Source organism: Pseudonocardia sp. ICBG601 (assembly GCF_020496245.1).
Genome location: NZ_JAHLJA010000002.1, coordinates 377805 through 393384 on the forward strand (window position 1 = coordinate 377805; position 15580 = coordinate 393384).

Below are 15580 nucleotides of genomic sequence, written 5' to 3' on the forward strand. Positions count from 1 at the left end.
GCTCGGGCCGGAGAGCACGCACGGCTCGTCCGACACCGGGAGCACCCACGGTCCCGGCGACGCGACCCGGCTCACCGTCGCGTTCGACGAGGGTGTCCACCGTGTGGACGCGACCGGGCGGGCCGCCGTGCAGGCCGCCACCGACCGGTGGATCGACGACGTCGTCGCGGCCCGCGCCGAGGGCCGCCCCACCCCGGCCCTGACGGTGACCGGGCACGGCAACGGCTCCCGCTCGGCGTCGCGGGCGTGGGCCGACCGCACCGGCGCCGAGCGGACCGGGCTCGACCGGGCCCGCGACGTCGAGTCGATCGCCCGGGCCCGGCTGCGCGCACGGGTCGTCAACGGCGCGACCGGCGGGCTCGCGGAACGGGAGTTCCGGATCGTCGCCGCCGGGACCGTGCGACCGCCGTCGCCCGGGGCGTCCCCGGCCGAGCACCGTGTCGCGGTGCTGGGGCGCGACACCGCCGACGTCACCGCCGTGGACTCGGTGCACGACGTGCCGTTCCGCAGCCACACCACCCGCCTGGACGCCGCCGCCCGCCGTGAGCTGCAGGGCATCGCCGAGCAGGTCCGTGAACGGGCCCGCCTCGCCCGCGACCAGGGGCTGCCGCCGCCGCGGGTCCGGCTCGTCGGCGACGGCATCGGCCACCGCGCCGACCGGCTCCGCGGTGACGCGCGCAGGCTGCTGGGCGACGCCGACACCGACCGGGCCGGTCGCGCGCGCGACGACGTCGACCACCGCCGCACCACCGGGCACGGTCGTGCCACCGCGGCCGCGGTCTACCTGCGCGGCCTGCTCGCCGACGTCGAGGGCGGGGTCCGGGTCACCGCCCGCTCCGCCGTCGACGCGCCCGACGGCGTCGTCCCACCCCCGTCGCGCGGGGTGCAGGCGCTCGTCGACCAGCCCGTCCGGCGCACCGTGATGGGCGACCAGGACGGGCGCCACCTCGCCGACGTCCCGCGCCGGGTGCACCTCCCGATGCTGGACGGGCGGCTGGACGCACAGATCCTGCAGTCGCTGGACGTGTGGGCGGAGCGGACCGGCGACCCCGCCACCGTGCACGTCTGGACCGACGCGGGCCGGCTCACCGACACCGCCCGGGCCGGCCTGGACCGGCGTGGGTTCACCATCCGCGACGTCGCCACCGAGTTCCCCGCGGGCACCCGACCCTCCGACCGCATCCTCAGCCGGTTGATCGCCGGCGACCTCGACCGGGCCCGTGCGGACGTCGCCGTCGCCGTCCTGCACCGCGACGGCGGCATCTGGGCCGAGCCCGGAGTGCTCCCGGGCGCCCTCGGCCCGCTTCCGGACACGATGCCGCGGATGCCGCGCGGCCTCGTCGACGGCGAACCGCTGTTCCCGCTGCTCACCCGACCCGACGGCGACGGCTCCGCCCCGCCGCCCACCGGGCTCGTGGTCGCCCCGCCCGGGTCGCCGTTCCTCGGTGCGCTGCTGGACTCCCCGCGTCTGGCCGAGGACGGTTTCGTCGCCGGTCGGCTGCACGAGTACCTGGAGACCCGGGGCCTGGTCGACCTCGACGCGCCCCGCGACCCGAACGCGGTGCGCGCGCTGCGCGACGACCTGGAGTCGGGCCGCTACCGCTTCGACGACGACGTCCTGGCCCCCTGGACCGGTCCCGACGCCGGTCCCCGGCGCGGCGACGGGCCCGCGGGGGCCGGTACGTCGACCCGCGCCGGCGGTCCCGGCCCGGACCGGCTGCTGCGCGTCCGGACCGTCGGCGCCGACCAGCGCCGCGCCGTCGCCGAGCTGATCGACGAGATGGTCCCCGGCCGCCACCGTCGCCGGGACCGGGCGGTGGCCGAGCAGCTCGACGAGATGCTGCAGGCCCGTCCGGAGGCGCTGCACAGCGGCCTGCCGTTCGACGTCCGGGTCGGCGGCCGGGTCTACGAGGCCGTCGTCGCGATCGGCGAGGACCCGACCCGTCCGGGTCCGGCCCGCGGTGCGGACGCCCCCGCGGCCACCGACGGCACCGAGCAGATCCGCCGGGGCACCGCCAACCACGTCGAGGGCCTCGCCCACACCTCCGGCCTGTCGGTCCCGGTCGTCGGCACCGGCGGTTCCATCACCGGCTTCGCCGGCGGCGGGATCACCCTCGGCGGCAGCGACACCGTGCACCACCGCACGCGCAAGACCGTGAACGTCGACGTCGGCTACGACGGCAAGCACGCCCCGGCCGGCGACGTCCCGGTGCGCTTCACCGTGACGCTGCGCGACGACTCCGGCGCCCTCGTCGGACCGGGCCCGCGCACCCTCGCCGGCACCGCGAGCGGCTGGTTCGACACCGCCGACCGCAGGCCCGGCGGGCGCGTCCCCGCCCCGCTGGACGGGACCGCGGGCCCCGCGCTGTCCAACGCCGCGGTCCTCGACATCCGCACCCCCGGCGTCGACGCCGCACTGGCCGCGCTGGCCGGTCAGCTCCCGCCGGCGCTGGTCAGGCCCGGGACCCCGGGACACAACCGGCTCGCGCACTTCCTGTCCGACAACACCCTCACCCACCACTTCCAGCGGCTGACCGGCGGCTGGATGAAGTCCGACGAGCTGGCCGTCGGCGGTGGCCGGTCGGCGTTCGTGATGGCCCGGCTGGTCCCCAGGGCCGGCTCGTGGCGCGGTCCGGTCGCCGGGAAGACGACGCTGTCCCAGCGCATCGACTGGGGTGTGGAGTCCGGCCGCAGCCGGGGACGCGGTGTGTCCGGTGAGCTGCGTGGCGGCTGGCGGGTCGCTCCGAAGTTCCTGTTCATGAACCTGGGGCCCTACGTCGGCGCGGGCTGGAACCACCGCCGCGGGTGGGCCGCCAACCACATCAGCGCCTCCCGGCGCAACGTCGACCAGACCCGGCTGCAGGCCTTCGACGTCGATTTCGACCTGGAGATGAAGGTCGCCTGGGGCTCGACGAGCGAGACCGCCCCGCCGGTGCGGGTCCCGGTCGAGACCCTGCTCGCCGACGACCCGCACAACGCCCGCGACGCCGGTCTCCCGGTCCCCGACGAGATCCGCGACGCCCCCCGTTCGGCCCGCACCGACACCCTGCCGCCCTACATCGCGGCGGGCCGCGGCATCGGTCGCGCCCACGTGCACTCGCTGGGCGACGCCCCGGCCCGGCTGCGGGAGCGCATCGAGCGGATCGCCGCCTCCGAGGAGGGCGGCATGGCCTCGCTGGTCGACCACGACGGGTCGCAGCGCACGGCGTCGAAGGCCGGCACGGTCGAGGGCTTCAGCGAGAGCTGGCGGATGCTCGACCACCAGACGACCCACGCCGTCCTCGGTGCGACGGCCGACCAGCTCTACGACGGCGGCGTGCACCTGCTGTACTCCCGGGACGGGGTACGGCACACCGAGTACCTGCACGTCCGCGTCGACGCGGTGATGTCCGACGTCGTCGACGAGGGCCCGCGGGCGGGCGTCGCCGTGAAGACCAGCGCGGGCCACCGCAAGGAGTCCACGGCGAGCTCGGGCAGCGCGTTCGACGCCGGGTTCGGCGGCCGGTTCGGCCTGAGCTTCGACGTCGGCCCGATGTACCTGGGCGGGACGGCCCGTGCCGGGTACGCCCACGGCGGCGACGCCGGGGGCGCGGTCGGCACCGTCACCGGCCGGCGCAGCGTCGGCGGCCCCGGCGGCGACGCGCACCGGGTCACCGGCGTCAACACCTACCGCGTGACGGCGGAGAGGTTCGCGGTCACCAACGCGTTCGGCCGGGTCACCGGCGTCGGCACGCCGGGCCTGCAGGCCGTCGAGCGGACCCCGGTGCGCGACGTCGCCGAGCCGCCCGTCGCCGAGCCGTTCGCCCTCGACGTGCCGAAGGACGAGATGCTGCGGCCGGGCGCGCCGCCGCACCTGCGGCGCATCCCGATGCCGGGCGCCCCGACGGCCACCCCGATCCGGCCGAACCGGACCAATCTCGCCCCGACCCTGCGGCCCGACACGATCATCACCTGGGTCGGCGGGGCGGGCGCCCGGCGCGCGGCCATGGAGGCGGCGTTCGACGCGACGACCGGTGCCGGGGTGCTCGCCCGGTCCGGCACCGATGACGGCCGCGCCCTCGACATGACCTTCGGCCCGGAGCGGGTCGCCAACGACCGCACCGTCACGCAGAAGGGGATCGGGACACCGGTCTTCGTGCACAAGGGGCGCCTGTTCGACCGGCGCGGCACGGGCGAGGGCGAGCTGATGCTGTACCGCCCGCGGATCCTGTCGGTGGACCACGCGCCGCCGGTGGACCGTTCCCGCAGCGAGGTCGTCTACAGCGGTGGCCTGGCCTCGGGCAGCAGCAACCGCACGCACACCGTCACCGGCCGCACCGGCGTCGAGATCAGCGACAAGGCGCTGACGGCGCAGGACATCGCCGCGGCCGACGGGCACCCGACCGGCTCGGGCGGCGCGCACGCCGGCTACAGGGCGTCGCACCGGGCCGGGCGGTCGCGCGGCACGGCGGGGGCCAGCGAGACCTTCCACGACCTGGGCAGCAGCCGCTCCTACGTGGTCGTCATGGACGGGGTCTTCAAGGCGACGGCCCGCACGACGGTGACCAACCAGCTCCTGGACCTGGTGCGCACGCCGGCCGAACGGACCGCGACCCGCTACGTCGAGCTGCGCCGGCAGGTCTACGTCTCCGCCGGTGAGGCGCAGCTGCGGGACTGGGGGCTGCTGCCCCCGGAGCTCCCTCGCCCCGACACGTCCGACGTGCCCCTGCTGGTGCCGTCGCGGCTGCGCGGGACCTCGCCGGTGGTGGGCCTGGGCTGGGCCATGGACGAGGACATCGCCCGCCCCCTCGCCGACCTCGCCGCGAAGATCCCCGGGCACTTCGACGGCAGGCTCCCGGCGGCCGACGTCCGCACCCTGACCGAGCGGTTCACCGACCCGCAGCGCGGGTTCACCGCCACGGACCTGAAGGGCATGCAGGACAGCCTGGGCGGCAACGGCCTGACCTTCACCGGCTCCCGCGGCGGCGTGGTCGGCCACCACGACCTGACCGGGACCCTGCGGTTCGTGCCCGACCCGGCACCGGACGCGGCGCGGGTGGAGCGGGTCGTCCACGACGGGCACGCACCGAAGGTCGAGCAGTACGTCAGCGACCAGCGGATGAGCGTGACCGCGGTGTCGTCCGGGCCGAGCGCCGACATCGGCGGCAGCGCGGGGGGCCGGGAGGGCTCCGTCGACGGGAGCGCGCACTACGGCGGTGGGCTCGCCGCCGCGGGCGCGTCCTGGTCCTCGACGACCCACCGCCCCGACGCGACGGCCCACACCTACCGCGGCTGGCGCTGGCTAGGGTCCGACGGCCCGACCGCGATCCTCGGCCGCGACGGGCATCTGGAGCTGTCGGTGTCCCGGAACGGGACGACCACCCCGTCGCTGGCCTCGGTGCCGTTCACCCTGCGCCGGCGGGTCCCGGTGTCGTTCCTGTCGACCCGGCCCGACCCGGCGGTCCCGCCGCCGGACCAGATGCGTCCGGCGGCCGACGGGCGCCCCGCGGCGACGGTCGACCCGGAGACCGTCCTCGGCAACATCCGGGGCGACGCGCAGCGCGCCCGGACCGCGTTGCAGCAGGCGCTGCAGGCCGCGGACGTCCCCCGGGCCTGGACGACCCCGGGGGAGCCCGGCCACCACGCCCTCGACGCGATGTTCACCCCCGAGTACCTCGACACCTGGATCCCGCTGCTGCTCGACGGCCCGACCGACCTGCCGCCGGTCGCGCACCCGAGCCTGCCCGGGTACGTGCTGACGCCGCGGCTGCGCATCGTGCCCGAGTCGCTGTACACCGAGGCCGTGTCGGCCCAGCTCGGGGTCGGTGCGGAGTCCAACTCCATGACCTCGACGGTCGCCGGTCCCTACAGCGACGTGTCCGGTGGCGTCGGCGCCGGACTGCTCGGGGACGGCCGCACCGTCGGCGAGTCCCGCGGGGACCTGCGCGGCGACGCCCAGGGGCAGGCGTCGGCGAGCAACCGGTCGATGCAGCTGCCCCTGACCGGACGCGAGCACGAGACCAAGCTCGGCGGCTCGGTCCGGATCCTCGGTGGCTCCTACCGCTACGACGTCGAGGCGGTCCTCACCCGGCCCGGTCGCGACGACCTGCACGTCGCGGGCACGACGCGCGGCGGGGACCTGCGCCTGTTCATCGCCGAACGCGACGCCGAGACGCTGCTGGGCCCGATGCCGGCCGATGTCCGTTCCGCGATGACCGAGGAGAAGGCCCGCGCGGACGACTGGCGCGCCGCCGACAAGGAGCTCGTCGCGGTCCAGCACCGCTACGACGCGCTCTGGCTCGACACCCCCGCGGCGGACCGCCCCCGCCTGGAGGGCCTGCGCGGCGAGCAGACCGGTGACATCGCGACCGACCTCCGTGTGGCCGGCGAGAAGTACGCCGACGCCGCCCGCGGGTGGGCCGAGGCCAAGACCGAGCTGGACCGGCGCACCGCGGAGTGGGTGCAGCGGCGTCCGGTGGCGTCCGCACCGCTGCCGCCCCGGGTGCCGCGGCTGGCCACGATCCCCGAGGGCGAGGAGCCCCCGGCGACCCCGCCGTCGCCGCCGCGCCCCGCCGACACCTCCTCGGAGCGGGCCCCGCGCTCGTCGACGGTCACCGGGCCGCGCACGACCACCGGGCCGGCCACGGACCCCGGAGCGAAGGCTTCCGGGGCGAAGGACGCCGGTGCGAAGGACGCCGAGGCGAAGGACCCCGGTGCGAAGGACCCCGGCAGGAAGGACGCAGGCGGGAAGGACGCAGGCGGGAAGGACGCCGGCACCGCGCGCGACACCCCGGCGCCGATCCGGCCGGGGAGGAGCACGGCCCCGGCTGGCCCCGGGACGGTCGTGCACCCGCCCCTCCCGGCGCCGGAGATGCCGACGCGACCGCAGATGGACGCCCTCCGTGTCGCCCTGGACAACCGCGGGCTGCGCTCCAGCCGCGACGACTCGTTCGAGGTCTACCAGCGCTGGCGCGAGCAGGGCCGCCCGGTGCCGGGGTCACCGACCGAGCTGGCCCGCGCCGCGGTCGAGCACGCCCACCGGAACGGGTACACCGCCGAGGGACGTCTCACGACCGCGGTCACCGGCCGGGACGGGGCCCCGCGGCCGTTCGTGTCGCCGGACCGCTGGGCACACCTGCTGCAGGGCGACACCGCGGACTCCGCCGTGGCCGTCGTGGAGACCTGGCACGGAGCTCCCCGGCTGCCCGACGCGGGCTACCGCCGCCCGGCGGACGAGGTCGTCGCCGAGGGGCTCGGCACCGAGCTGGTCGCCGTCGGCGACGGCGCGGGCGCGTGGGCCGCGGTGTCCACGGCCGTCCGGGACGCGGGGCACGGTTCCTCGGCCGTCGTGGAGGCCGTCCGGGACACCGGCCGGCGGGGGCCGCGCGTCGCTCCCGCCACCTGGGTGCTGCTCCAGGACGGGGACATCCAGTGGCTGGTCGACCCGCGTGCGGGCACCGCGACGCGGGTCGGGCCCGACGGTCCGCCCGCCGTCCGCGGGGTGCGCGCCGCCGCGGTCACCGGCGGCCGGGCGCCGCTGCCGCTGCCCACCCACCCGGCCGGGCCGGAGACCCCGCCGCGCCCGGAGCCGACCCCTCGCCCGGAGCCCGCGCCGCGTGCGGAGCCGACCCCTCGCCCGGAGCCCGCGCCGCGTGCGGAGCCGACCCCACGCCCGGAGCCCGCGCCGCGTGCGGAGCCGACCCCACGCCCGGAACCTGCGCCGCGGACGGAGCCGACGTCGCGGACGGAGCCGACGTCGCGGACGGAGCCGCATCCGATGGAGGAGTCCGTCCCGGACGCCGGCGGACCCGCTCTCACCCCGCTGCGGCTCGCGGAGATCCGGTCCGCGCTCCGGGACCTGCGCGACGACGCCGGGCTGCCCCGCACCCCGCGGGACGCGGCCGACCTCGACGCCCGCCGCGCGTTCGACCGCTGGTCCGCGCTCGGCCGCGAGATGCCGGCCGACGCGCGCCGGCTCGCCCGTGAGGTCGCCGAGGTCGCCCTGACCGGCGGTGTCCTGCCGCTGCGCGGCGGCGCCCCCGACGGTCCGGCCCACCGGTCCGGCCCCGTCGCCGACACCCCCGCGACGCGGCCGGGCGGCGCTCCCGTCCCGCGGCCGTCCGTCCCCCGGCCGGACGGTGTCCTGCGCGCCGCGGTGACCCGGGTCCGGCGGCTCATGACCGGCCCCGGCACACCGCTGCCGACACCGGTCTCCGCCGGGCGTGCGCTGCCGGTCTCCCTGCTGCGCAACCACCGCTTCGCGCTGCACCGGGACTGGGCACGCATGCTCACCGGCACCTCGTTCGACGTCCACCTCGCCTTCCACGACATGTGGCAGGGCAGGCCCCGGGCCGCGGGACCGGACGTCCCGGTGGCCGACCGGTTCGAGGCCGTCACCCGTGCCCACGGTCGCCCGCCGGTGCGGGTGGGCACCGGCCCGGACGCACTGCTGTCGGTGGCGGCGACCGTCCGGTCGGCGGGACACGGGGCCGAGGCCCTGGTCCTCGCCTCGGGCGGCCCGCTGTACGACGGCTCCGCACACACCCTGGTCAACGTGCGGGGCACGGTCTGGCTGGTGGACCCGGCCGCGGGGTCCGCGGTGGACCCGGCGTCGTCGTCGGTGCCGGTCGGCGCGTGGGTGGCGGCCGTCGGCACGGACGCCGACGGCGCGGCCCTGCCGTTCGAGGTGGCCCCGCCCGGCCCGCCTCCGGTCCTGGGCACCGCCCGGGGCCCGCTGGGCGCGTCCCGCGACGGCGTCCCCCTCCGCGTGTCCACCGGGCCCTCGGCCGTGCCCGGCTACCTGCCCGCAGCGCGGGTCGCGTCCTCCCCGCTCGACCCGTCGAGCGCGGCCTGGCGCCGGCAACGCGAGCAGGCCGTACCCGCCGAGGCGGGCGCGGACGTGGTGCAGCCGTGGGTGGACGCCGACGGCCGGCCGCCCGCCCGCGGGACCCGGGCCACCTTCGACGTCCGCCGGTTCGAGGTCGAACCCGGGCGCTGGGTGCGGGAGCTGACGCTGGCGATCCGGTTCACCGGCACCCCGCGGGCCGTAGAGGCCGCCTCGGCACTCGCCCGGGAGACGGCCGAGGAGATCAGCGCCCGGAACTACCTGTTCCCGGACGGCGACCAGCTGCACGTCTCGGTCGAGCTGGCCGACCACCGCATCACCCCGCACACGGTCGCGGTGGTGGACGACTCCTACGTGCACGGCACCGACCACTCGCACAGCTCACGCTGGAACCTGGTCCAGATCCGGGACAACCTCGCCGCGGGCCTGCGCTCCACCGCCATGCACGAGATGGCGCACCGGCTCGGCACCGTGGACCGCTACACCCGCGATGCGTCGGACTCCGCGGTCGCCTCCGTGCAGGACTGGACCGGCATCATGGGGGCGCTGGAGAACCGCAGCCGCCTGCTCAGCAACACCGACATCGAGCGCATCGACCTGGCGTCCCGGCACGCGGTGGTCCACAGCCTGCGGCTGCCCACCGCCGACGCCGGCACCGCCGCCGCGGGCCCCGGCCGGCGGGCCGCGCCCACCGGGGTGCCGGAGATCGTCGTGCAGCCCGCGCCCGACGCCGGGTTCCGGCCCTCCACGGTCCCGTCGGGACAGATGCTCGCCGCCATCGACCGGGCCCTCGCCGGGCGCGGACTCGCCGCCTCCCGCTCGGCGGTCCTGGCCGCCTATGCCCGGTGGAACGAACGGACCTCCGGCCTGTCCTACACGACCGACCAGCTGGCGGCGCACACCGTCGACCTGATCGAGCGTTCCGGCGAGGCCAGGACGCTGCCGGCTGCACCCCCGGCCGCCGCTGCGGCGGACCCGTTCGCACTGCTCAGCCCGCAGACCGGACCCCGGCCCGGGGCCGGGATCACCGCGCTGCTGGGCGGCCCCCCGGCCACCCGGCAGGCCCCGGCCGGGCTGGACGCCCTGCTCCTCGGGCGCCCGGCGCCCGGCGCCGACGGTCCTGCCCCGACCGCCGGCCTCGACGGGCTGCTGCTCGGTGATCCGTCGTCGCGGTCCGGTGCGGACGGCGCCGCGCCGGAGCAGCCGCGGGCCGACCGTCGTCCGTCCGGAGGGGAGTGGACCGGGTCGGCCGCGGACGCGGTGGAGTTCCGCCGCCTGTGGCGCGGCGACCCGGCACCGGCCGGCTCCCCGGTCGGCGACCCCGTCGAGCAGGCCTTCGGCGCCCACCCCGCCGACGTGGGTGCCGGCCGGGCCGCCATGGTGCGGGTCGTCCGCGCCGTGGCCGACGCGGGTCCCGGCGCGGACGCGCTGCTGCAGGGGATGCCCGAGCCCCTCCCGGCGGGCACCCGGTCCCGGCGCGGCGACTGGGTCGGCCCGGTCCGCCGCACCTGGCTCCTGGTCAACGACGCGGGCTCGGTACGGCTGGTCGACCTGGCCGCGGGGACGGACGTCGAGGCGACCCCGGGCGGGATCGAGCGGCTGGGCCGGCTGCGGGCCGTCGCCGCCCACCCCGACGGCAGCCCGCTGGACCTCCCGCCGGTCGACACCGGCCGTCCGCGGCTGGACGTCACCGACGAGCCCGGCGCCCGGTTCGCCCTGCGGTCCGACGCGCACCGGCTCCTCGCGCCCGGCCTCGACGGCCACCTCGCACTGCACGACATGTGGTGGGGACGGCCCCGCCCGGCCGACCCCGACCTCCCGGCCGGCGAACACGCCGCCGCGGTCGAACGCACCTACGGCCACCCGCCCACCGAGGTCGGGACCGGGCAGGCGGCGCTCGACCGGGCCGTCGAGACGGTCCGCCGGTCCGGCGACGGCGCCGACGCGCTGCTGCTGGTCCGTGCCCCCGGCGACACCACCGAGACCCCGGTCAGCGTCGTCCGGGCCGACGGGCAGACGCTCGTCGTGCTCCCCGACGGGCCCCGCGCCGCCTGGGCGGGGGAGGCCACCGTGCCGGACGGCGCCGTCGTCCGTGCCGTCGGTGTCGGCGCCGACGGCGGCCGGCTGCCGTTCCCGGCCCCCGAGCGGCCGGCACCGGCCCCGCTCCCGGGCCCGGCCGCGCCGCCCCCGCCTGCGGGCCCCGCGCCGGCCCCGCGCCGTGGCCCGGACCCGCTGCTGCTGGCCTGGGACGGGCAGCTCCGTCCGGGGCGCCTCGACACCGGCCCGACCTGGTACCCCGGGACGCTGCCGCGCGCCACGCCGCTCACCGACCCGCTGCAGCCGGGTCCCGCCTGGGAACGTGCGCTCGCCGCTCCCGGCCGGACGGCGCTCCCGGAGACGCCGCGGGCCGCCGAGGTCGACGGGGCGATGGGCGCCGTCGGCGGCGATCTGCTGTTCGAGGTCCGCCGGTTCGAGGCGGAGCCGGGCCGCCGGGTCACCCACGTGACGCTGCCGATCGTGTTCGACGGCCCGCCCGAGGCCCGGCGGCAGGCCCGCGCACTCGCCGAGGCGGCCGTCGCCCGCGTCAACGGCACCTACGCCTTCTCCGACGGGGACCAGTTCCACCTCGCCGTCGACCCCGATCCGCGGCCGGGCCCCCGGTACCGCATCCGGGTCACCGACGAGGAGCTGGGCGACGGGTTCGACGGGGTCTCCGACCACCGGCACTGGCGGGTCGACCGGATCCTCGACGAGCTCGCCACGACCGGGGCCGACGTCGCCCTGCACGAGCTGCTGCACCTGGTCGGCCTGAAGGACCGCTACGGCGGCGACGCGACCCTGGCGCTGGTCGGCGGCGTCGTCGACACCGACGGTGTCATGGGCGTCCTCGAGACCCGGCGCGACGTGCTCACCCAGGCCGACCTGGACGAGATCGAGACCACGGTCCGCCAGGTCGTCGTCGACGAGCAGCGGCTGCCCGGGGCCCCGGCCGGGATCGACGCCTCGGCCCGCACGACGATCACCCCGGGCGTCGACCAGCGGGAGGCGATCGACACCGAGCTCGCCTCCCGCCGGCTGACCGCGAGCGACGAGGACGTCCGCTCGGTCTACACACGGTGGCGTCGGACCACCACGCCGCTGGCCGTCGACGTCGTCGAGGCCGCCCGTGCCGTGGTCGCGCTCGGGGTGGCGCGCGGAGCGTTCCGGGCCGTCGACGACGCCGTCGCGGGGCAGAGTCCGACCGTGCCGTCGCTCGTCGTCCTCGACCCCGGCACGATCGGCTCCGCCGCGACGAGATCGTCGGCCCCGCGGACGGTGGACGACCTGGCCTGGACCTATTCCGGATCGAACCCCACCTACGCAGCCGAGTTGCACGAGGCCTGGCACGGGCGGTCGCCCGCTCCCCGCGAGGAGCCGTCCGGGCCCGTCGGCACCCGTCGGATGCTGGAGCAGACCTTCGGCACCCCGATGACCCCGATCGGGACCGGTCCGGCCGCGCTCGGCACGGTCATCGACACCGTCCGGGCGGCCGGGCCGGGCGCCGACGCGGTGGTCTGGGGCTCGTTCGAGCGCGACCCCGCGATCCCCCCGACCGGGGAGGGGCACCTCCGGCTGGTCGGGCCGACCTACTGGAACCTGCTCAACGACGGCGGCGCGGTGCAGCTCGTCGAGCTGCGTACCGCTGACGTCGTCCCGGCCACCGCCGACCACCTGAGCCACCTGGGCCGGGTCGAGGCGGTCGGGACCGGCGCCGACGGCGTGGCGCTGGTCTTCCCCCGGGAGGACCGCCCGTTCGTTGCGCGGATCCCGTTCTCCGACGACCCGACGGCCGTGTTCAGCCTGCACGAGCCGACCTGGCGGCAGCTGCGGGGATCCGGGCTCGACGGGCACCTGGCGGTGCACGATCTCTGGTGGGGCCGCCCTCGCGCCACGCCGGACGCCGTCGCGACGCCCGAGCCGGCCGCCGCACCCGACCCGGTCGGCACCGCGGACCCGGCCGGGAGCGGGAGGAACCGGGAGGACGCCCGGGAGCAGATCGAGCGGACGTTCGGGTTCCCGCCGGTCGACATCGGCGCCGGCCCGGACGCGTGGGCCCGGTTCGCCGACGCGCTGCACACCGGTGGCCATGGCGGCTCCGGCCTGGTCCGGATCGAGCACCCGGGCGACGGTCGCGTCGAGACGCTCTCCGTGGTGCAGGTCGAGGGTGACGTTCTCGTACTGACCCCGTCCGACGGCGGCGTCGTACTCGCCGAGCACGTCGTCGTCTCCGAGGATGCGCACCTCACCGCGGTGGGCGTCACCGGCGCGGGCGACCGTGTGCGGACCGTCCCGGTCGGCGAGCCGGCACCGTTCGTGCCCGGGCCACCGGCGCCCGAGGCGCCGCCGCTGCCGCCCGCCGACGCGCGTCCGGCCGCCCTCCCCGGCGGTGCGGAGCCGCGCCACCGCGTCGGCCCCCGATGGCACGGGGGCCGTGAGCCGGCGGCGGACTCCGAGCAGCTGCACCGCCGCGACGTCGTCTGGGACGCCCAGCGGGCCGCGGCCCCGGTGACCGTCGTACGGCCCGACGCGGTCACGGTGCTCCCACCCGACGGACAGGGCACCGGGATCTCCCGGTACGCCGACCTCGCGCCGGTGGAGGTGCGCCGCTACGAGGTGTTCCCCGGGCACTTCGTCCGTGAGCTGACCGCCGCGGTGCGCCTGGTGGGTGACCCGGCCGCGGTCGCCGAGGCCACCGCGCTGGCCGTCGAACAGCTGGAGCTGCTCAACCACCGCTACCGGCTTCCCGGCGGGGACCAGCTGCACCTGAGCCTCGATCTCTCGCCCACCCGCCCCGAGCACCAGGTCGTCGTGGTGGAGGACGTGCCGTGGGTGCGCGGGCAGTCGGCCACGTCCCATCAGGGGCGCTGGCAGCTGGACCAGATCCGCAGCCTGAAGGCGACGGGGTCCGCCGTCGCGGCGCACGAGCTCTCCCACGTGTTCGGCCTGCCGGACAGGTACGGCCCGCACGGGAACGACGCCGCCGTCGGGGGGACCACCGCGTACGAGGCCCTGATGGGGCCCGACGGCATCCTGGTGTACACCGAGGCCGACCTGGCCCGCCTCGACGCCCTGTTCGGCGGGTCGCAGCTGCCGAGCAGGCCGCTGCCGTCGGTCACCGCGCCGACGGCCGGGGATCGGCTGGTGCCCGGCCACCACCAGTGGGCCGCGATCCAGAACGTGCTGAGGGACCTGGGTCTCCCCGTCGTCCGGGACCACCTCCCGGAGCCGATCGCCCCGGACGGGCCGACCGGGTCCGGCGATGCCGCGGCGACCGCGCGTGACCGCGCGGCGTACCACGGGGACGAGGCCTACCGCACGGCGCTGCTGGACGCCTACGACGCGTGGCGGCGGCGGACCTCCCCGCTGCCCTTCGACGTCGACACGCTCGCCCGTGCGACCGTCGCACTGGCCGAGATGCGCAACCTGGTGCGCGACCTGCTCCCGTTCACCACCGACCGGACGGACCGGTTCGCGCTGCACCGTGGGGCGTGGGAGGAGCTGGCGGACACCGGTCTCGACGGGCATCTGGCGCTGCACGACCTGTGGCGGGGACGCCCGCGGGAGGTCGTCGCCGAGCCCGCGGCGGATGCGGTCGAGCAGACCTTCGGCGCCCCGCCGGCGGAGATCGGTACCGGCGTCGCCGCCTGGGTGCAGGTCTACAACGGCCTGTTCCACGGCGGGGACGGCAGCTCGGCGCTGGTCCGGATGCACGACCCGGCCACGGGACGGACCGAGACGGTGTCGATGATCCACAGCCGGGGGGCGGTGGTCGTGTTGACCCCGTCCGACGGCGGCGTCGTCGCCGCGGTGCGGCGGGAGCCGGGCGCCGGCGTGGTCGTCTCGGCCGTGGGGACGGACCGCGACGGGAACCCGCTCCGGCTGCACGGTCCCGCCCCGGACGACACCGTGGCCACACCGGGCGGTCCGACCACGGGTGCCGACGAGGTCGTCGTGGCCCCCGCCGCCCCGCCGGCGCACGAGAGCTGGGTCTCCGAGGCGGTCCCGAGCTGGGACGTCGACGGTGACGCGCCCGCCCCCGTGCCCGGCCGTCCACCCGCAGACACCACGAACCGCCCCCGAACGGAGCACCGTCCATGAGCACCGCCCCCGACCACACGCCCGCCCCCGAGGGCGGGCCCGCCGAGCCCGAGGTCCCCGGCACGGCCGAGGACCGGATCGCCTACCTCGTCGACCCCGCCTGGCGGCCGACCCCGGAGCAGTCCCAGCCCGACCCGACCCGGATCGTGGGGGCCTGGATCCTGCGCGCCGACGGCGGGGTCGAGGGGTTCCAGACCAACCCCGACTACGTCCCCGCGGACCCCGGGTCGCCGACCGACCCCGTCGACGCCGTCCTGCAGATCCTGGCCCTGGACCGGGCGGACGGCCTGCGTCCCGAGGAGGAGACCCTCGAGCTGCTCGACACCGTCCTGCTCGAGGCCCGTCTCGGGGTGGCCCTCGACGAGACCGGCGTCGCCGTGGTCCGGCCGGCGCCCGGCGGCGGCGTGGTCCCCGTCGTCACCGCCGCCGCGCACCGCGACCGGGTCACCGGCGTCGCGTCCTGGCGCGAGACCACCGCCGCGGAGCTGGCCGCCGCCCTGCCCGCCGAGGGCGTCGACGTCGTGGTCAACCCCGACTCGCCCGCCCCGGCGCTGATCCCGGCCGCGACGCTGCGCTCGCTCACCGGCGGGGCCCCCACCGGGTGACCGGTTCGCGGGG

General features: G+C 77.6%; 2 protein-coding genes (1 of these 2 running past the window's edge). Both read left to right on the forward strand.

The features are described from left to right. Positions 1 to 14962, forward strand: the 3' portion of a protein-coding gene (locus tag KPL57_RS01760) for a toxin glutamine deamidase domain-containing protein (RefSeq protein ID WP_264197569.1). 14291 nt of this gene lie to the left of the window's left edge; the window shows 14962 of its 29253 coding nt (coding positions 14292-29253); its start codon lies off the left edge, out of view; it ends in the stop codon at positions 14960 to 14962. Beyond that, positions 14959 to 15567, forward strand: coding sequence for a type VII secretion system-associated protein (locus tag KPL57_RS01765; protein WP_226350136.1), 609 nt, complete (start codon positions 14959 to 14961; stop codon positions 15565 to 15567). The genes KPL57_RS01760 and KPL57_RS01765 overlap by 4 nt, the downstream gene beginning before the upstream one ends. Positions 15568 to 15580: the final 13 nt, after the last annotated feature.